We start from the raw sequence: 19546 nt of genomic DNA, 5'->3' as shown, positions 1-19546 counted from the left end.
ATGCAAACAAACACACATTATTGTTGCCCTGAAAGTAGTTGTAATTATGTTCCTTTATTAGATCATGAATCAGGATTACACTGCCCAAACGGGCATATATTCTTGTATGCGCCTGGCACAAAGGTACCAGTTTTTGCATGCGAAGATGAAAATTCTACAGACTACTCACAGGAAGATGCCGCCGTCATCCACGACAATGCATTGCGCTGGGTTTTTGAAACTTTTAGCGAGAATGAATCCAACCTGAGAAAAAATTTAATATCCAGACTGAAGCTCAGGAAAGGCGACACCATTCTGATTACAGGTGCTGGTGCCGGGAATGATTTACCCTTCCTGGTTGAAAGTCTTGAGGGATCTGGAATAATTTATGCCCAGGATATTTCAAAAAATATGTTATTGGCTGGTGTAGAACGATACAGATCACTTACAACTGATACGGATATCAAACTTTATTTCTCTGCAAGTGATGCTACACAACTGCCCTTTGATAATAATGTATTCGATGCGGCCTATCATTTTGGCGGATTAAACTTATTTCCAGATATTCAGAAAGGGATCTCTGAAATGGATAGAGTAGTAAAGCCAGGAGGTCGGGTGGTAATTAGTGATGAGGGAATTGCTCCATGGTTTAAACAAACTGAACTGGGCAAAATGCTTATTAACAATAATCCACTTTATGATTATGAAGCCCCTCTACATCTTTTGCCTCATACTGCACGCGATGTCCAATTATCCTGGGAATTAAGTCATTGCTTTTATGTTATTGATTTTACTGTATCCAATGAACTCCCAAACATAAATATAGATGTTCCGCATGTTGGAAAACGAGGCGGGAGTATTCGCTCACGCTATTATGGAACAATGGAAGGGATTAATCCTTCTTTAAAAAACAAGATTTATGCAGAAGCAGAAAAACAAGGTATTAGTCGGGTTGAATATCTGGAACGTTTGCTTAGTAAGTAATGTAATTTATTATCGAGGTCTGGGAATCAAATGCGTTTAGAGGATGTATTTAAAGAGCACTTAAACAACGAGAAACCATTTAAATGGGAAAAGAAGGGCCTGGTTTTTAAACCCGATATTACTGGTTTTACACACGGCTCACACCCCTGCATAATCCACTTTAAGGATGAACTCTTTATTGTCGCTTTTACATGCAGAGACGCATCACAGCGTTCACACATATTTTTATCCTATGGGATGATCTCAGATGACCAATTATTGCTGTTGGGTGAGCCTAAAATAGCCCTGGCGCCTGGAGAGCCCGGATATTTTGATTGTGATGGAGTGATTAGCGTTTGTCTTATTAAACATGATAATCAATATTATCTCTATTATGTCGGGTGGCAAAATCTTCCGGAGAAATTATGGCTTTGTGATACGGGCCGGGCAATACTAGACCCGACAGAACTTAGTTTAAAGAAAGAATTTCCTGGTCCTGTTCTGGGTAGAGACAAAAATAATCCCCTCTTTGCGGCTGCGACTGCATTCCATATTAAAGACTCCATCTGGCATACATGGTACAACTCCGGCGTTAAGTGGGAAAAAAGAGAGCATGGATGGCATCATCATTACGGCATTCACCACGCGCAATCTGTCAATGGTATTGATTGGGTCAGTGATCCCGGCCTCTGTCTCCCTTTTGCTGATGAATATGAATATGCTTTTGGCCGACCCAGTGTCTATTTCAAAAATGAAACCTATTTTATGTGGTTTGCCCATCGTGCTACAAAAGATATTTCAACCTATCGAATAGGTTTCGCCTGGTCGAAAGACGGTTTAAAATGGGATAGAAATGACGCCCTGTCAGGAATTGATGTTTCTTCTGAAGGCTGGGATAGTGAAATGATTTGTTATCCTTATATATTTGAATATAAAGGAAAACTCTACATGCTTTACAATGGAAATGACTATGGGAAAACTGGCTTTGGATTGGCGGTCCTGGATAATGAATTATGAAAAATGTAATCCTTGCTGGTAATGCGATAACCGCTAGTATCATCTATGGCTATCTGTCCAGTGATGACAGGTATCAGGTTATGGGCTTAACAGTTGACGAAGAATACCTTGATCAAGGCGGTATCTCTGGGCTCAATTCGATTGCACTGAATCGTATTAACAATGAATTTGAACCGGAAAATTGTGCTGTGATCATGGCAATGGGATATAACGATATTAATCGCAGCCGTGAATCGATGTACAACCGCCTTAAAGAAATGGGATATCAGATTGAAACCTACATTCATCCGGATGCCAGAGTCTATACTCAGCTTCCGATAGGTGAGGGCTGTATCATTCTTCCCTGTGCTGTAGTCGAGCCCTATGTCTGTATAGGGAATAACAACTTCATCGGTGCGAATGTCACTGTGGCGCATCATTCGACTGTTTCAGAACATTGCTGGATTGCGTCTGGAGCGGTTATATCGGGTAAAGCTAAAATAGAGCGCAATACCTTTCTTGGAGTCAACAGCACAATTGTTAACGAAGTTATTGTGGGTGAGTATAATATCATTGGCGCTGGCGCTTTAATCACTAAAAATACAAAAGCATCCAGCGTACACCTGGCGCGATCAGGAGAAGAACTCCGTTATTCTTCAAGTGATTATGCAACTTATTTTGGAGTTTGACTAATGAATAACCGTTTGGTTTCAGTGTTGGCTAATGTATTCGGATTACGGAATGATCAAATCGTTGTTGAGCTGACTAAAGAGAATTTGGGTAGCTGGGACTCACTTAAGCAAATGGATCTGATAGTGTCTCTTGAAAGAGAGTTTAATCTTGAACTGGAACTTCCCGATATTGTCAAAATGACTTCTGTCAAGAATATCATTGATGTACTGACTGACAAGGGAGTTCAACTTGGAGCTTAATGGCGCTGTCATTCTTGTTACAGGTGGGGCGAAAGGTTTAGGCCTGGCGATTGCTACTTTTTTGCAAGAGCAGGGAGCCACAGTTGTGGTGGCTGATATTGATGCTGAAGCTCTGGCCGATCTGCCTGATACAATCAAGACATACGTTCTTGATGTGACTCATCCGGAAGAGGTCAAGCCTGTCATTCAGAGCATTATAGACTCTTATGGCCGGATTGATGTTTTGGTAAATAACGCTGGCTTAATCTATAGTGAACCTATGATCAATATCATGAACCCATCTAAAATGATGCATGATTATGGTCAATTTCAAAGAACCCTCAGGGCAAATCTGGACTCTGTATTCATCATGACCTCAGCGGTTTTAGAGCAGATGGTAAAGCGGCGAATTAAAGGGGTAATAGTCAACATCAGTTCAATTAGCGCCTGCGGTAACGAAGGGCAAACTGCCTACTCAGCTGCTAAAGCAGGCGTCAATGCCTTGACCGTCACCTGGTCAAAAGAGCTGGGCAGATTAGGGATTCGTTGTAATGCGATTGCTCCGGGGTTCATAGGCACTGATTCGACCCGCATGGCTTTGAGCGAATCCATAATCGGGCATATCCAGAGCAATACTCCGCTGAGACGTCTGGGTCAGGCACAGGAAGTAGCACAGGCGGTAGCCTCTGTAATAACAAATGATTTCTTAAATGGTGTAATACTCCCTGTCAATGGTGGGTTAACCATATAATGATTAAAGTAGAAAAAGATCAATACAGTCCCATTTATAACATGTATTTGACCAGCGAATCTTTCTTCCCTCTTATCGCAGGTGTTCTGCTAGATAAACAAGATGGGGTAGTATACGCTGATAACCCGCAATCCCCTTCCCAGGCGTATGTGGAACATGCTTTTGGATTCGCACAGATTTTCGGGCAATCTGTAGAGTCCTTCGAGAAACAACTTGAACACTATTTATTAACAAGCGCCAACTTTAAACCCAATAAAATTCGCCTGTATGCTACTTACCTGCCCCAATTTCTTACCCTGCCTCAACATGAAATGAAACGCTCTTACAGACAGCGTTTTATTATTGACTCAGAAAGTTCTTTTGACACACATCGCATTGATTCTGAGCTTCAAACAAAAATATCCATAAGCACAGCAGAACCAGGCAATATTTCAAAAATTGATAATGAGTTTGGAGTTGTCACACGATTCTGGAGAGATTCTTTAAGTTTTATCAAAGGCTCAAATGCGGTGGTCGTTCTTTATGAAGGAAACCCGGCCTCTATATGTTATTCAGCCTCAGAGGCGGATAGCCGGGTGGAAATTGACGTGCTCACATTGCCAGCTTATAGAAATACAGGACTTGCTAAAATCGCAGTAGTAAATTTCATCAAACGGTGTTTTAATTTGTCCTTAACTCCTCTTTGGGACTGCTTTACAAATAATTCAGGGTCAATGATGCTTTGCAAGTCAGTTGGCTTTACTGCTCTAAATGACCCCTATCCATTTTATACCATTGATAAATAAGGAGCAGAATTGTATTGGTATCAGTACGTTTTCTACTGGTAATTGGAAACTGAGTACAATTCGTAAATAGGTATGCATACATATTACTATAACCTGGGTATGGCCTTCACTGAGGTTTGCAATTCTAACGCTGCTCGCCCGGCACTGCGTTATTCTGACCATTTCCACAGCTATTCTGATCTATTTCAGTGTGCTGAGAGTTTGGGGGCTCTGCTAATATCTCATGGAATGAAACGTGGTGACGTCATTGCGATCGGAAACAACAAGCGCTATTTATCATACGCTCTCATGATTGCTGCCCTGCGACTGGGTATTGCCTATGTAAACATTGACGTGATGTCCCCTTTAACAAGAAATTCAGACATCCTGAAGGTGAGTGGAGCCTCATTATTATTTTATGATGATCCTCAATATAAAACGAAAATGCAGGATTTGGCTGATAATCATCAATGCAGATTACTTGAGTTATCACCAGAACTAATTAGACCCATATCACAAACAGATCGCGATATTCAAAACCAGCTCATTCAAAAAGTAGATGGCTCCTGCATTGCTTATGTGATGTTTACATCAGGCTCAACAGGTATACCTAAAGGGGTGGCGGTCACTCACCAGAATATTCTTCATTTTATATCATGGGGACAACAATGTTTTCAGATTAATAATGAAGATATTTTCGCAAACTTAAGCCCGATGTACTTCGACAACTCCGTATTTGATTTTTATGTGGCATTATTTTCAGGAGCATCACTTAGTCCAGTATCGCGGGAGTTGTTATCCAAACCGTATGAGCTCGTCGACTACGTTGGCAGGATGGAGTGCAGCGTATGGTTTTCGGTTCCCTCTTTACTCATTTATTTAATGACCATGAAGGCGCTAGGCAATATAAAATTACAAACGCTTCGCTATATCATATTCGGGGGAGAAGGCTATCCTAAAACCGAGCTAAAAAAACTGTACAATCTTTTTTCTAAGCAGGCCAGATTGGTAAACGTTTACGGCCCAACCGAATGTACCTGTATTTGCAGCGCCTATCTCATAAATGAACAGGATTTTTTTGAGATGGATGGACTTCCCCCTTTAGGAACACTGAACTGCAACTTTGACTACCGCATCCTCAATGAGGAGAATAAAGATGCGAAAACCGGAGAGCTTTGTCTGATTGGTCCCAATGTGGCGGCGGGTTATTTTAATGATCTTCAGCGAACGTCCAACTCATTTATAACCCTGTGTGAACCAGAATACTTCATGAAACGCATGTATCGAACCGGAGATATTGTACGGGAAGTAGAGGGAACACTTTACTTTGTGGGGCGCAAAGACAATCAGATAAAACATATGGGCTACCGTATTGAACTGGAGGAAATTGAGCATGCGCTGGTTAAACTTCCTGAAATAAATCAGGCCGCGGTGTTCTACCAACGTACCAACTCTTCCTATGGAAAACTGATCGCTTTTGTAGCCAGTACAGCAGAAACAGATGAAAAAATCTTACTGAATCGTTTAGCGAAACTACTTCCTGAATACATGATCCCAAGCCGGCTATTTATTCAGCCCGAATTGCCTAAAAACGCAAATGGGAAAGTTGATCGACAACTTTTGTACCACAATGCTCCTGAGTACGCATGAAGTCCTTAAGTATTCAATTTCCAGGCTTGTATCAGTTCGTCCGCTACGGTCTTGTCGGTGCAATCAATAACCTTCTGGGGTATTTGATTTATCTGCTGGTTACCTTCCTTTGGCTTGATCCCAAGGTCGCTATCACTATTTTTTATCCTGTTGGGGCTATAACAGCTTATTTTGGGCATTTGAAATACTCATTTTCATACGCTGGAAAGAAACGTAATGCTTTAATGCGTTATATCATTACTTATCTCTTTTCTTATGGCGTGAATTATATGTTGTTATTCCTGCTTTCAGATCTACTTGGTTTTCCGCATCAGGCAGTGCAGGTCTTGGCTATCCTTGTCGTAGGAAACCTCTTGTTTTTTATGCTCAAATATTTTGTTTTCCCAACAAAGGAAAGACGCGATGATCTCAGAATTTGACACTGTTTTACGTGATAACATTTCTGTATTTATACAATTTCATCCTTACTTGTCTTAGCCCGCAAATCAGGTATTATGTCTAGCCTTGGATGTTCAGAACGAATAAGAATTCAAAATGTTAAAAATAAATCGGCTGATGCCAGTCAGTTTCCTGATTATGTTACTGCAGAGCCCACTCAAACTGGTTAAAAGCCTGGCTTCGATTGCCAAAGCTGTTTTTGGTAAAGCGTTTCCTGCACAATCTGCTGTTTCTCTTCCAGCGCAATGGGATGGTAACCATCTTAAACATACTCCCGAGCTGGATGGAATCAGGGGCTATGCTTGCCTGTCTGTTTTAATCGTACATTGTCTGACAGGTATTATACAACTTCCAAATCATGCATGGATAATGGGGTTTCGTTCTCATACCATGTGGTTATTGCTAAGTGGTGTAGACCTTTTTTTTGTGCTTTCCGGTTTCCTGATAGGAGGCATACTTCTTGATAGCAAAAACGACCCCAACTATTTCAAGATATTCTGGATCAAGCGGGTAACGCGTATTTTTCCTGTTGCTTATCTCATGCTTGCAACCTATGCTGCAGCACTATTCATCACTAATCATTTTCATATTACCCGGTTTGATAACTGGCTTTTAGCAGAATACAGACCCCCTTTATGGACCTTTGCCACCTTCACACAAAGCTTTCCCATTGCAGCACATGGCTATGGCGGTCCACGATGGATGGCCATGTCCTGGTCTCTGGCCATTGAAGATCAATTCTATTTATTGTTTCCACTTGCCGTTTATTTTATGTCGAGGAGAAAGCTGGTTGTTTTAGTTATAAGCTGCCTTGTTATGGCTCCAGTATTACGTGATTTGTTTGAACGAATTTTTGGAGATTGGTATGCGAGTTATGTACTTCTTCCATCCCGGGCAGATGGGATTATGTACGGTGTCGCCTTAGCGCTTATTTTAAGAAACAAGACAGCCTTTACTCTGGCGAGTCGTTACAGATTGCTGCTTGATTTGGTTGCATTATGCTTTTTATATCTGACCGTCACAAATTGGAGTTTTTCATGGTGGACTGGTCCAAGCGGCGCTATTTTTCCATTAAAGCAAAGTATGTTGTCGCTTATGTGGGCGGTGGTAATACTTCGGATATATACCCATAAAGACAGTAGATTAAATACTCTCTGGCGCCATTCAATTCTGGCTAAATTTGGCATGATATCCTATGGGCTCTATATGTTTCATCAAGCCATAAACGGCCTTATCCATGGGATATTCTTTAGCCAGGAACCAGTAATTTCGTCCTCATCTCAACTATTGGCAGCGCTCGCCGTCATGACCATTTCGATTGGGCTCGCTACAGTCTCATTTATTTATTTTGAAAGGCCAATACAGCGTTACGGACGAGCCCTGGTAAGCAAGGTTAAATTATCTCAGGAGAAATTATACTCCACAAATGATGTGGCATACTCCCCATCAAAATGAATGCCCATACGGATTGAAAGTGGATACTGCTCCAGAAAAGGAGCCGTATTCATCTTTCCATGACAGGAGAAAGTAAGTTTATAATACGTTCTGATCTATCCTGATTTGCCGCACAGTTTAAATGATATTCAGTATTGAAAAAACTTTCCGGTTTAAAGAAAAAGTCATCGGGCGTGCCCAGGAGATTCACTCCCATATTCCTAAGCTCTGACCATAAATTACTGATTGCCGCCTGATACCAGCCGGATCGTGTAATTTCGCTATCCACCTGTACTGGCGCCATGACAAACACATTAACGCCTCGAGCCTCCATCGCTTTTATACTCTTCATCAGTAAGTTAGCTGAGTGTTTATTAAGGGATGAATCTTTCTTGGGATATGAGTAGCTCGCTCCGCTAGCAGATATATTAACCCCACAGGTATGCAGCATGTCGCCATGGTTATTCATGTTCACATAGGAATATGAAAATGTTTCCTGAGCACTGGCGGCCTTATCATAGTACGCAAGCGCCTCGCTGGGCGTTTGGGTATGAAGAAACGGGTTTTCCGTTAATATCGCTTCCTTATTGAATTTTACTGATATATTTTGCTTAAGATCAGCAAGGGAGACTGACTTGATAAACCGTATTTTCCTTCCCAGGCTAAGTCCGTCATAATAGGAGCGATTCCATGCGACTACCTGTTCTACTATCCAGTTATTCAAATCTCTGTAATCAGTCAGATAATATCCCCATACCAGCGGCAGTATGACTGTGTCTCCGCGGCGTGCATTCCGTACAGCAACATTAAGTATCCAGTCCAATGGGAGCCCCCCGTGAAGCCCCATGTTGATGACTGGCCTTCCCAATTTTTTTTCAATATAGGCACTGTCCATTCCGAATAACACATTGGAGTCAGCGACAAACAGTATTCGTTTCCCTGTTGCTCTTCTGGCAATATCTTCTTTCAGGATAACCCAGTTTGCAAGATCGTATGAAGCCGGAATTGGTGCGCCAAACTGATAGTTGAAGGCCGTAAAATAGGTGGCGCCAATGATGAATGTTGTAATAGCTGAGGAGATGATAAATAGTCTATATGAGTTCATTGTTTAAGTTAAAAATAGAGAAAAGGCTGATAATGCTGATTCCACAAAGGTCATCAATATACTTCCAATTCCCAGGGTTGTACAGGTTAGCCAAAATACAAAGAGTTAAACTCTTATAAGAATCTTGTCTTGCGACTTTGACAAACTATCAATCGAATGTAGACTGGCGTAATTTAAAAAATGAATTACATAGAGAAATTATGCTTTTTACATCCCTTGAATTTATTTTTGCGTTTCTCCCAATCGTCATGATTGGCTTTTTTCTGATTGCAAACCTGTTTGGGAAAAAAGCGGGAGCCATCTTTTTGGCAGCTGCCTCCCTGTTTTTCTATGGCTGGTGGAGCACTAAATATATCGTATTACTACTGACCTCTATCGTTTTCAATTACAGTATCGGTTGCTTTATCTCAATGAACCAGGAGCGCAGTGCCAGAGCACGGCTCGCATTATTTGCAGGAATTACCGGAAACCTGTTGCTGCTCTGTTATTACAAATACTCAAATTTCTTTCTTGGTGAAATTGCCAGGGCAACTGGCATGAATCTCCCCACACTATATCTGGTATTGCCTCTGGGAATTTCCTTTTTCAGCTTTACTCAAATTGCGTTTCTTGTAGATACCTGGAGAAAAACTACTGAAGAGTATAACTTCTGGCACTACCTGTTATTTGTTACCTGGTTTCCACACTTGATTGCAGGCCCAATTCTTCACCATAAGCAGATGATGCCGCAATTCAAAAATCCCGAGATTTATCGGATTAGATCGAGGAATGTAGCGATAGGAATTATTCTCTTTTTTATTGGCTTAAGTAAAAAACTATTACTCGCAGATCCTATCAGTGCATATGCAGATCCCGTCTTCAACGCGGTAGCTATTGGGCAGGCTGTTGATATATGGGTCGCCTGGGTGGGGGCCTTGGCCTATACCCTTCAGATTTACTTTGATTTTTCCGGATACTCTGACATGGCCGTCGGCCTTTCAATACTGTTCGGAATTAAACTGCCAATCAATTTTAATTCACCTTACAAGGCACAAAACATTATTGAGTTCTGGCGCCGCTGGCACATGACTCTCTCCCAATTTCTGCGCGACTATCTTTACATTCCCCTGGGTGGGAGCAGGAAAGGCGAAGTACGAAAATTAAACAATCTAATGGCAACGATGTTATTAGGCGGTTTATGGCATGGGGCAAACTGGACATTCATCATCTGGGGGGGGCTGCATGGCTCCTATTTATGTGTTAATCACCTCTGGCATAAATTCAAGCGCAACTTCGGCCTATCCGGTGTTATTCCAAAAATGTTAGCGGCGCCATTAAGCATTGTGCTAACTTTTATTCTGGTCATTGTGGCCTGGGTATTCTTCAGAGCCGATTCGGTGCATTCAGCACATATGTTAATTAACAGCATGACAGGACGAACAGAAGGGATGCACTGGGAAACGCTATTCGCAAATTTGAGCATGATGTCATTTATAGGCTATGCATTATTGTCCATGATTGTTATCTGGGCATTCCCAAACATCTATGAATTGCTTGTTTTACTGGAGAACAGAATACAACTGGACGAATACAGTGGAGCAAGAGTCAGCCAAGCGCTTTGTATTTTAGTAGCAGTTATTTGTACAACCCTGGGAATTGTAAGTATATTAACGACATTTGGTACAAACATTACCAGTCCATTTCTTTATTTTCAATTCTAGTAATTAAGCCATCCGGGAAATTTTGGTACAGATTCTCATTTAAACTGTGAAGCACATAAAACCCGATCTGGGCGGATTGTAAAACTACTCGCTCCAGTTCAGTCGACTCCGGTTTAGAGCTCTGTAACAATAACCTCCCATAAGCATATTAAACAGACGTATCTATGTTATGTGAAGCTATTAGGCAATCATTCTGGCTTTTCTGCAACAATAAATCGTGAGCCGCCAATAGGTAAACTGACTCCTCTTTTGATAAGCCCAATTTCTGCACGCAGCATTTTTTCAAAAATAGAATTAAGCACCGGGGATATCTGAAGCTCAGAGTAATCCCTGTGGGCTTGAGGTCCTTTAAATTTTTGCACAAACCTTGATAACATCATCGCGGGCAATAAACTGGTCACAAATGACGTGCTGCGTAAAATCTTAAAACCCGCGTTTCTTACTTTGTTATGCAGTTCGTCTGCCTTGTAACGTCTTACATGACAGGCATATTCATCCATGGGACTCCAGAGCCAGGGATGCTGAGGCACGGAAAGCATGCAAACGCCCCCCGGTTTTAATGCCTGGAATACCTGCGCTAAAACCAATGAATCCTCTTCAATATGCTCTATCACATCGAAGGCACCTATCGAATCAAACTCGTTATCAAAGGGAATGTTTCTTGCATCCATTTGCATAAGATTTGCAAATGGAAGTCTCTGGGCTGCAAATTGTAATCCAGCTGTGAATAGTTCACTGCCATGCAGATTTGCTTGAGGAAATATTTGAGAGATGCCCCACAACACAAAACCGGTTCCACAACCTATTTCAAGAAAAGACTGGAATTTAGGCCGATAATGGGAAAGTGACCAGGTAATAAGATGGTTACGCGCGCGAAACCAGAAATTTGATGCCTCGAGTCTGGCCAATGCAGCAAAGCTATCCGGATCGAACCCCTTCCCCTCATGGGCAAAAGAAGGCGCAAACGAAGGAAAGCCATCGACTACCGCGCACACTCCCTCACAGACATGACAATTATGCCCTTGGATATCAAAGAGCGTACCGCACTCGAGACACTTCCTCATCTTAAATACAATCCTATTGTTTTTGTTTGTGATTCTAATATGGCTGACAAGTGTATACTAGTTTTTAAAATCCAAGTTCATTCTTTTTTCATTTTTTTATTGTTATGTCTACAATGCAATATCCAGTGATGATAAACTCCCCGCAAAGACGGATTTTCTCCCTCGATAGCTTTTGATTTCAAATCTAAAAATGCCGGGGAAATGAGTCATTCAATCTATTTAAATTGAGAACTTGGATATGTTTAGTCAAAAAATATTGATGATCACTGGAGGGACTGGCTCGTTTGGCAATGCGGTACTTAAGCGAATGCTTAATACTAATCTGCGAGAAATACGAATTTTTAGCCGAGATGAGAAAAAGCAGGACGATATGCGTAAGGCATACGACGATCCCCGGCTTAAATTCTATCTTGGTGATGTCCGCAATAAACAAAGCGTTGCGGCAGCCATGCGTGGAAGCGACTTTATTTTTCACGCGGCCGCCCTGAAACAGGTACCATCCTGTGAATTCCATCCGATGGAAGCATTTCGAACCAATGTGCTCGGCACCGAAAACGTTTTAAATGCGGCTATCGAAGCGAACGTACGTCGCGTTGTCTGTTTGAGCACAGATAAAGCAGTCTATCCAATCAATGCGATGGGCATCAGCAAAGCGATGATGGAAAAAGTGATGGTAGCTGCCAGCCGCAATCTTGACGCCACACAGACAATCATCTGCGGCACGCGCTATGGTAATGTGATGGGGTCACGCGGGTCAGTAATTCCATTATTTACGGAACAGGTTTTCAATGGCAATAAAATAACCATCACTGATCCTCAGATGACAAGGTTTATGATGACACTGGCAGACTCAGTTGATCTAGTTCTATTCGCCTTTGAACACGGGAGAAATGGGGACATCTTTGTGCAGAAAGCCCCTGCTGCGACAGTAGAAACCCTCACTAAAGCCATTCTTGAGCTGATGCATAAAGAAGACCATCCTGTGTCGATCATTGGCTCGCGTCATGGCGAAAAACTTTATGAATCCCTGCTGAGCAGAGAAGAGCGTGCATACGCAGAAGACCTTGGTGATTATTTCCGGGTTCCACCCGATATCCGTGATCTGAATTATGGTAAATTTGTAGAAAAGGGGGAGCAACGGATTACCCAGGCTCTCCACGAAGAAGAATACAATTCACACAATACCAGGCGATTAGATGTCGAGGGAATGAAAAAGCTGCTAATGAAGCTGGAGTACATGCAGAAAATCGTAAGACGAGAAACTGCCATTCCGGAGCTCGTGTAGTGAAGGTATTAATTACAGGCTCACAAGGGTTTATTGCAAGAAATTTAAGCCAGCGTCTTAGCGAGCGGAATGATGTAGAGGTAATCTGTTTCGACAGGTCGAATGACCCCAATGAGCTGGCGTTTAAACTTAAGGGGGTCGATGTTATATTTCATCTTGCAGGCGTAAATCGTCCTCATGATCCGGATGAATTCATAACTGGCAATCGAAATCTGACAGAAATGCTGTGTGATGCAGTTTGCGCTACGAGTGCCGCAGAAAACCGACCTGTCTCGCTGGTGTTTGCCTCATCCATTCAGGCAGAGAAAGACAATGATTACGGGCGCAGCAAGCTTGCCGCAGAGGATGCGGTTTTCACTGCAGCAAAAGAAAAAAATGTTTCGTCCTATGTTTTCAGGCTGCCTAATGTGTTTGGGAAATGGTGTCGCCCGAACTACAACTCGGCGGTCGCAACATTTTGCCACAATATTGCACGCGGCTTGCCAGTGCAGGTGCATGATAGCTCAGCTCCATTGTCGCTGGTCTATGTCGATGATGTGGTTGAATCGTTCATCAGCATTATGGATGGAATAGAAACCGCGATTAGCGCCAATGGATTCGCATGCATAACACCCCAGTATTCAAGCACCGTCGGTGAAGTAGTCGAGCTGATTCAACGTTTCAAAGAAAGCCGGCAATCGCTTACCACTGAGCGGGTTGGGACGGGTTTTATACGGGCTTTGTACTCGACCTATGTCAGTTATTTACCCGTCGATTTATTTCATTACAAGTTGCAGCAACATGTGGATGTAAGAGGCTCCTTTGTCGAAATGCTAAAAACGCAGGATAGCGGTCAGTTTTCCTATTTTACGGCTCATCCAGGTGTTACTCGCGGCGGCCACTATCATCATAGCAAAACAGAAAAGTTTCTGGTAATTAAAGGCAAGGCACGGTTTCTGTTTCGTCACATACAAACAGGCGAAAAGCACGAAATTTTTACTGATGGTGAGTGTGCCGAGGTTGTGGAAACAGTTCCAGGATGGACACACGATATTACCAATATCGGCGATGATGAAATGATCGTGATGCTATGGGCCAATGAAATTTTTGATCGTTCGCACCCCGATACCTATGCTTGCCCGGTTTGAGGATAAAATGAAAAAACTTAAAGTAATGACGGTCATTGGCACACGGCCAGAAATTATCAGACTGTCACGTGTGTTGGCAGCCCTGGATGAACACTGTGATCACATCCTGGTACACACAGGCCAGAATTACGATTATGAATTGAACCAGATCTTCTTTGATGATTTAGGAATTCGTAAACCGGATGCTTTTCTTGATAGCGCTTCGGGCAGTACAGGTGCCGCACATACAATTGGAAATCTGATCATAGCTGTTGATCGCGTTCTGGCAGAATACATGCCTGAGGCACTACTGGTTCTGGGTGACACGAACAGTTGCCTGTCGGTAATACCGGCGAAACGACGCCAGATCCCTATTTTTCATATGGAAGCGGGCAATCGCTGTTTTGATCAACGGGTACCAGAAGAAACCAACCGCCGCATTGTTGACCATACCGCCGATATAAACCTGACTTATAGCACGATAGCCCGAGATTATCTGCTTCGCGAAGGCTTACCTCCAGATCAGATTATCAAGACAGGTAGTCCGATGTACGAGGTTCTCAATCACTATTTACCAAAAATTCAAGCCGCTGAAGTAATAGATCGTTTGAACTTACAGAAAGAACAATACTTCGTAGTCAGCGCTCATCGTGAAGAAAACATTGAATCAGATAAATCATTTCACAAACTGGTCTCGGCTCTGAACGCTGTAGCCGAGAAGTATGAGTTACCTGTTATTTTGTCAACCCATCCGCGTACGCAGAAACGATTGGATACGACTGGAGTGCGCCTGCACGAGTTAATACGCCCATTGAAGCCGCTCGGCTTTCTTGATTATGTAAAACTGCAAATGTCGGCAAAAGCAGTACTGTCGGACAGCGGAACAATTAATGAAGAATCATCTATTCTCAACTTCCCTGCACTCAATCTACGCGAGGCCCATGAAAGACCCGAGGGCATGGAAGAAGCAAGCACAATGATGACAGGGCTTGAAGCAGAGCGAATTCTTCAGGGACTGGACATCCTGGAATCACAGTCTCGTGGCGAGAAAAGGCAACTGCGACTTGTTAGCGACTACAGCATGCCTAATGTCTCTGATAAAATTGTTCGGATTATTCACAGCCATGTCGATTATGTGAATCGTATAGTGTGGAAAAAATATTAATCCAGAGCGAAATCGAAAATAGAGTTCATTGCGTTGGGCATTCGTTAGGGAAAATTCTACTATGCTATGCCCAATAAATACACAGGATTGCCAAAGGTATGATATTTTACAATTTTATTAAAAAAGTTACCCCTCCAAAGGCGAAAAAATGTCTTCAAGCCATCCTTCGGAAAAAAAATAATATTAATTTCGCTAAAACCTTCGGCCTGAATCGAAGCAGCCCTGATGATTTGATGAAACTCTGGCAGTTTGCAGAAGGTGACTGTAGCGGCCAAGCAGAAAAAATATATCGAAAACTATCCCGATTGAAACAAACTACCCTCACAAACTATACCCTTTCAGCCTTAGCTACGTTGCGCCTTAATGATGTGACAACTGCTTGCGGGATCCTTGAAAAGGGTATAACGATATATCCTGAAGATCATTGGTTACGGCTATACTATCTCCAGACTTGTGCTATCCATAATCACTTCCAGCGTTATTTTGCCTTCATGAAAAAGACTTCGGGCGAAGAAATTACCTCAAGCATTCTGGTCTCTGAGTTCTACAGAAAGGTGATTGACTTTGGAATGTACATAAGTTTTTTAATAAATTATCGAGATATTAAAGAAGTTTGTAGTCCTGAAGATTTTAAAAAACTACAGCAATATTTTATAACAGAGCTTGCCCAAAAGCCTATTGATTTCCAGACTGCCAAAAACATTGTATATCAGGGTAAACACTTAAATATTGAGCATGACTTTTATTCAGGCATTTGTGAAACCATCAAAGATATATTTCAAAATTTGACCAGCGACTCGCAAAAGATAATACATAACTTAAATATCATTGAGACACTAACTCTACCCTTCATCCCTGCTGACAAAGCAATTAGCGAGTTTATAGAATCATGTAAACTATTAGCACGTGAATCAATAACTCTTACATCCCCATCTAAAGACTTATTACTTGAATGGGTGCCGTGGCAGAGTATATTTACCTCTCCTGATGCAGGCTCTATGCAATACCCTCATGCGATGCAGGCATTTGAGCAATTTGCGTTTTCTACATGGCCAGAGCTTAATTATACAGCGCCTCATACCACTGAACGATTGCCTGCATCAATACAACAGGGTCGAAAGATAAAGATTGGCTTTATAGTTTACGATTTCATACCAATGATGTCTGGCTTATTGAGCAGGTTAGACAAAAAGATATTTGATACCGTTTACTTGTTCCCTGGAAAAGAGAGTAACTCTCAAATTGCTGAAAGCAGGTTAGCGAATGCGGATAGAATTATAGTATTTCCAGCTGACGATAGCCTGGCCGCAATTAAAATCATTGCGGAACAAAAACTCGATATTATAGTTTCCGCACCCTGCACCCTTTCGCTATTTTTCCCGCTAATGGCACGTCTCGCACACCTTCAGATGATCTTGCTGGAACCCAATTGGACCAATGGGTTGACTAACGCCGATTATTACATTTCATGGAAATCAGCTGAGCCTGTTAAGCCAGATGTTTTCTATAAGACAGCAGTTTCCTATCTTGAGCACCCCCCTTACTGGATTGAAAGGCCATCACATAATGTCAATACCAGAGTATCGGAAAAAGGACGGAGTGAAGTACGCAAGAAGCTATTGAATTGCGGGCCAGAGAAGCATATTTACTTATGCGCTAATACTCCTCCCAAGGTCCATCCGTTAATGGATGAAATGTTAATTGATTTGTTGAAGGCCGATCCTCATGCAATGATTGCAATCCTTCGCAGTGATTCTCCCTCAGGTAAAATTCTTAAAGCAAGACTTAAGAATACGTTGGGGCAGAATTTCAACCGGGTTATCTTTCTGTCGACTTTATCTAAACAAGATGCTCATTCCCTGCTAATGTCTGTCGATTGTTGTTTAGATTCATTTCCTCTTTGCGGCATGTCTTCAAGCTTCGACGCCATAATGCTAGGGGTTCCTATTGTAACCCTTCCCTTTGACATACCCTTTAGCAAGTGGACCGCCTCAATATACGGCTATATAGGAGTATCCGGACTTATTGCCCGCAATCAGAAAGAATATATCGAGATTGCGATGCGTGTCGCTGCAGATAAGGCATGGCGGCATCAAAAGGCACAAGAAATAAGGGAGAAAGCCTCCATGTATGTTGAAAGCACCATTGCGTTAGACGAGTTGCAGAGCTTTATCATCAGGGCTTGGGAACGAAAGCTGGCAAACCTGCCTCCTTCCAACTGGATAAACGGTGACTGGCAAGATCTATAGTTTATTATTGGCATTCTGAGAAGAAGCATTTGCTACTAAAACAGAGAATTTGGCTCAATTATCAGCCTGCGAATATTGCTGCAGATTAACGCAGCAATATCGTCCTCCTCTGATGACAGGCACTGCTAATTTATCTATCTGGATGGAACTGTGCCATTAACTGATAAGGTATCGCGATAATTAGAACTTTAACTGAAGCAATGATCACCAATCTTGATGAACTTCATTAGTAATATAATAAGAAGTATAATTATCTGAGAGCATTTATATTTATATGCATAGATACTCATTTAAATTTAATACAACAATATCCTTCGCTGACAATCTTTTCCTGCTTGACTAATTGGGGAGAGAGATACGAACAACGAGCGATTACACCTGGACTATGCAATTTTCTTAATAAAATTTCCAACTTTCCGTTTACCAGATCACCGCCATATCCAACTTCTGATATATAAAGCACATGTATTGGAAATTTGTTTTCTGGAAATGCAAAATAAGTTTGGTGATCCACCACTAAATGTTCTGTGTTAGTGAAGGGAATACCACATTTTTTTGCTAACTTTTGAATTTTAATTACTTGTTCTTCCTGACTAAATGTAGGGATAGATAAATATTGATCTTTTATATCTGAATCAGTTGAGCTAGAGTTTAATACCATTAGGGGCAGGGTTCTATATAGAAGCGTGCACATAGACATAAGACTAACAATCATCAATATTATAGAAATAGTTTTCAATTGAAAGGATGGATATTTGGTATAAGGTGTTGGCAATAGCGTAAGAATTAACATCATTGATATTGGAATGGCTTGGCTTAATCCATAGAAATTCCACATATTATAAAAAAATGCATTCGCCAAAGATCCTAGTGCAAGCATGCCTCCAAGGAGAATAGGTTTAGACAAACTCCTTTTAAAAAGATTAAATAAAAATACAATAACTACACCAATATGACTACCAATAATGACTAAATAGAGCATTGAGGATATTAGATTATTTAGAAATTGAATGAAATAATTTGAATTTGAAGTAGTAGGCAACCATGAAGATTGGTAACTCGGTTGGAAAATGGCGTGATTTATTAATTGGGCGGGAGTTGATGCTAAATTTAAAAATCCTTTTTTAAAGAAAGTTATCGGTGAAGTTATCAAATCGGACGGAAGAAGAGTGTTCGCTTTAAATAGAGCCAAAATTATTGGGGCTTCATTTTGGCATTGAGTATAAAGATTTGAATCTGCTATATTTTGATAACTTAAGATTAATAGAAAAAAAATGACCGAAAATGTAACTATTATGGAGCTTTTTTTGGTTATTAAATATGCAACTATTATGAAAAATGGTAAAAAGAATAAGCTTTTTGCATGAACAAAGAAAAAGCAGGAAGATAAAAGTAAAAAAATAGCCAAAGCAAACCATTGAACTTTTTGAGTTACAATGGGCTGCCAAAATAGGCAATATAGAAACAATAACATTATAATAGTTATCATTAACTGTTCAGGGCGAGCAAAAATCATTAAAAATGGAATAACGCCCAGTGAAACTGTGCAAGCAATAAGGGTGACAAATAGAAATAAGCCGGTTTTTTTTGATTGCGTTATACGTAAGCACCAATATGCAAAACCTGAAAACCATAAAAGTGAACATACAATCCCACTAATTCTAAGGGCCAACGGAGCTAAAGGCTTATATAACAAGGAGTATAAAAATACAGCGGGATAATATACCAATGGTATATACGTCCCTACTGTACTTGAGCATTGAGGGAAAAGGGTCGTTCTTTGGTGTAAATCTATAAAAAAACGTGCAATAAGCCATTTAGTAACTACTTCATCTGAATAAACAGGAAGAAATATTCCACTCATTAGTACGAGGATACAAGTTAAAATAAAAAGTGTGGATGTGGATTTGTAAGCTAACCCAATAAGATGACTGTTTATTCTTTTGGTCATGAGTTAAAAAATAAAAAATGATAAACCGTAATAGC

The 19546-nt window shown here is 41.3% G+C and carries 17 protein-coding genes; 14 read left to right on the top strand and 3 right to left on the bottom strand.

The window, feature by feature from the left end; genetic code table 11:
* From B1207_RS04655 to B1207_RS04615, 9 genes are all read left to right on the top strand, one after another.
* Complete coding sequence (locus B1207_RS04655) at positions 1-963, top strand: class I SAM-dependent methyltransferase (protein WP_112218826.1); 963 nt, start codon at positions 1-3, stop codon at positions 961-963.
* A 30-nt stretch (positions 964-993) separates the two neighbouring features.
* Positions 994-1959 (top strand): hypothetical protein, encoded by a 966-nt coding sequence (locus B1207_RS04650; RefSeq protein WP_112218825.1) that lies wholly within the window; start codon positions 994-996, stop codon positions 1957-1959.
* On the top strand, positions 1956-2627 hold the full coding sequence (locus B1207_RS04645) for an acetyltransferase (RefSeq protein ID WP_112218824.1): 672 nt from the start codon (positions 1956-1958) through the stop codon (positions 2625-2627). The genes B1207_RS04650 and B1207_RS04645 overlap by 4 nt, the downstream gene beginning before the upstream one ends.
* Positions 2628-2630: 3 nt before the next feature.
* On the top strand, positions 2631-2870 hold the full coding sequence (locus tag B1207_RS04640; protein ID WP_112218823.1) for an acyl carrier protein: 240 nt from the start codon (positions 2631-2633) through the stop codon (positions 2868-2870).
* Positions 2860-3600, top strand: coding sequence for an SDR family NAD(P)-dependent oxidoreductase (locus tag B1207_RS04635; RefSeq protein WP_172458125.1), 741 nt, complete (start codon positions 2860-2862; stop codon positions 3598-3600). Before B1207_RS04640 ends, B1207_RS04635 begins: the two co-directional genes overlap by 11 nt.
* Positions 3600-4385, top strand: coding sequence for a GNAT family N-acetyltransferase (locus tag B1207_RS04630; RefSeq protein WP_112218821.1), 786 nt, complete (start codon positions 3600-3602; stop codon positions 4383-4385). Before B1207_RS04635 ends, B1207_RS04630 begins: the two co-directional genes overlap by 1 nt.
* Before the next feature lie 72 nt (positions 4386-4457).
* On the top strand, positions 4458-6014 hold the full coding sequence (locus B1207_RS04625; protein WP_112218820.1) for an amino acid adenylation domain-containing protein: 1557 nt from the start codon (positions 4458-4460) through the stop codon (positions 6012-6014).
* Positions 6011-6433: a GtrA family protein gene (locus B1207_RS04620; protein ID WP_112218819.1), complete on the top strand. Its 423-nt coding sequence runs from the start codon at positions 6011-6013 to the stop codon at positions 6431-6433. Before B1207_RS04625 ends, B1207_RS04620 begins: the two co-directional genes overlap by 4 nt.
* Before the next feature lie 115 nt (positions 6434-6548).
* On the top strand, positions 6549-7907 hold the full coding sequence (locus tag B1207_RS04615) for an acyltransferase family protein (protein ID WP_112218818.1): 1359 nt from the start codon (positions 6549-6551) through the stop codon (positions 7905-7907).
* A 49-nt stretch (positions 7908-7956) separates the two neighbouring features.
* Here B1207_RS04615 and B1207_RS04610 read toward each other — a convergent pair whose 3' ends face one another.
* Positions 7957-8991 carry a hypothetical protein gene (locus tag B1207_RS04610; RefSeq protein ID WP_112218817.1) on the bottom strand — a complete coding sequence of 345 codons (1035 nt, stop codon included), beginning with the start codon at positions 8989-8991 and terminating at the stop codon, positions 7957-7959.
* Positions 8992-9191: 200 nt separating this feature from the next.
* Here B1207_RS04610 and B1207_RS04605 point away from each other — a divergent pair, with 200 nt between their 5' ends.
* Positions 9192-10691 (top strand): MBOAT family O-acyltransferase, encoded by a 1500-nt coding sequence (locus B1207_RS04605; protein WP_112218816.1) that lies wholly within the window; start codon positions 9192-9194, stop codon positions 10689-10691.
* Between the two features lie 188 nt (positions 10692-10879).
* Here B1207_RS04605 and B1207_RS04600 read toward each other — a convergent pair whose 3' ends face one another.
* Positions 10880-11755, bottom strand: coding sequence for a class I SAM-dependent methyltransferase (locus tag B1207_RS04600; RefSeq protein WP_112218815.1), 876 nt, complete (start codon positions 11753-11755; stop codon positions 10880-10882).
* Positions 11756-11993: 238 nt separating this feature from the next.
* On the opposite strand from B1207_RS04600, the gene B1207_RS04595 reads away from it, so the two are divergent.
* The 4 genes from B1207_RS04595 (at position 11994) to B1207_RS04580 (ending at position 17560) form a co-directional block, all read left to right on the top strand.
* The gene (locus B1207_RS04595; RefSeq protein ID WP_112218814.1) at positions 11994-13040 is read left to right on the top strand and encodes a polysaccharide biosynthesis protein; all 1047 of its coding nucleotides are present in this window, start codon (positions 11994-11996) and stop codon (positions 13038-13040) included.
* Positions 13040-14167 (top strand): UDP-2-acetamido-2,6-beta-L-arabino-hexul-4-ose reductase, encoded by a 1128-nt coding sequence (gene wbjC, locus B1207_RS04590; protein ID WP_112218813.1) that lies wholly within the window; start codon positions 13040-13042, stop codon positions 14165-14167. Before B1207_RS04595 ends, wbjC begins: the two co-directional genes overlap by 1 nt.
* Positions 14118-15311 (top strand): non-hydrolyzing UDP-N-acetylglucosamine 2-epimerase, encoded by a 1194-nt coding sequence (wecB, locus tag B1207_RS04585; protein ID WP_253255782.1) that lies wholly within the window; start codon positions 14118-14120, stop codon positions 15309-15311. The genes wbjC and wecB overlap by 50 nt, the downstream gene beginning before the upstream one ends.
* Positions 15312-15409: 98 nt before the next feature.
* Positions 15410-17560, top strand: coding sequence for an O-linked N-acetylglucosamine transferase family protein (locus B1207_RS04580; protein WP_112218812.1), 2151 nt, complete (start codon positions 15410-15412; stop codon positions 17558-17560).
* A 286-nt stretch (positions 17561-17846) separates the two neighbouring features.
* Here the strand turns inward: B1207_RS04580 and B1207_RS04575 are convergent, their stop codons facing one another.
* Entirely contained in the window at positions 17847-19424 is a 1578-nt protein-coding gene (locus tag B1207_RS04575) for a hypothetical protein (RefSeq protein WP_146740017.1), read from the bottom strand.
* Positions 19425-19546 lie beyond the last annotated feature (122 nt).

The sequence above is a fragment of the Legionella quinlivanii genome, from assembly GCF_003265995.1.
Taxonomy (GTDB): Bacteria; Pseudomonadota; Gammaproteobacteria; order Legionellales; family Legionellaceae; genus Legionella_C; species Legionella_C quinlivanii_A.
Note: the sequence above shows the minus strand (reverse complement) of the source record. Positions and strands in the feature narration are given on the sequence as shown.

Coding starts and splice junctions, on each gene's coding strand:
- B1207_RS04625 (WP_112218820.1), top strand. CDS start 4,458: ATGCATACATATTACTATAACCTGGGTATGGCCTTCACTGAGGTTTGC.
- B1207_RS04580 (WP_112218812.1), top strand. CDS start 15,410: ATGATATTTTACAATTTTATTAAAAAAGTTACCCCTCCAAAGGCGAAA.
- B1207_RS04605 (WP_112218816.1), top strand. CDS start 9,192: ATGCTTTTTACATCCCTTGAATTTATTTTTGCGTTTCTCCCAATCGTC.
- B1207_RS04620 (WP_112218819.1), top strand. CDS start 6,011: ATGAAGTCCTTAAGTATTCAATTTCCAGGCTTGTATCAGTTCGTCCGC.
- B1207_RS04610 (WP_112218817.1), bottom strand. CDS start 8,991: ATGAACTCATATAGACTATTTATCATCTCCTCAGCTATTACAACATTC.
- B1207_RS04655 (WP_112218826.1), top strand. CDS start 1: ATGCAAACAAACACACATTATTGTTGCCCTGAAAGTAGTTGTAATTAT.
- B1207_RS04575 (WP_146740017.1), bottom strand. CDS start 19,424: ATGAGTGGAATATTTCTTCCTGTTTATTCAGATGAAGTAGTTACTAAA.
- B1207_RS04600 (WP_112218815.1), bottom strand. CDS start 11,755: ATGAGGAAGTGTCTCGAGTGCGGTACGCTCTTTGATATCCAAGGGCAT.
- B1207_RS04640 (WP_112218823.1), top strand. CDS start 2,631: ATGAATAACCGTTTGGTTTCAGTGTTGGCTAATGTATTCGGATTACGG.
- B1207_RS04630 (WP_112218821.1), top strand. CDS start 3,600: ATGATTAAAGTAGAAAAAGATCAATACAGTCCCATTTATAACATGTAT.
- wecB (WP_253255782.1), top strand. CDS start 14,118: ATGAAATTTTTGATCGTTCGCACCCCGATACCTATGCTTGCCCGGTTT.
- B1207_RS04645 (WP_112218824.1), top strand. CDS start 1,956: ATGAAAAATGTAATCCTTGCTGGTAATGCGATAACCGCTAGTATCATC.
- B1207_RS04615 (WP_112218818.1), top strand. CDS start 6,549: ATGTTAAAAATAAATCGGCTGATGCCAGTCAGTTTCCTGATTATGTTA.
- B1207_RS04650 (WP_112218825.1), top strand. CDS start 994: ATGCGTTTAGAGGATGTATTTAAAGAGCACTTAAACAACGAGAAACCA.
- B1207_RS04595 (WP_112218814.1), top strand. CDS start 11,994: ATGTTTAGTCAAAAAATATTGATGATCACTGGAGGGACTGGCTCGTTT.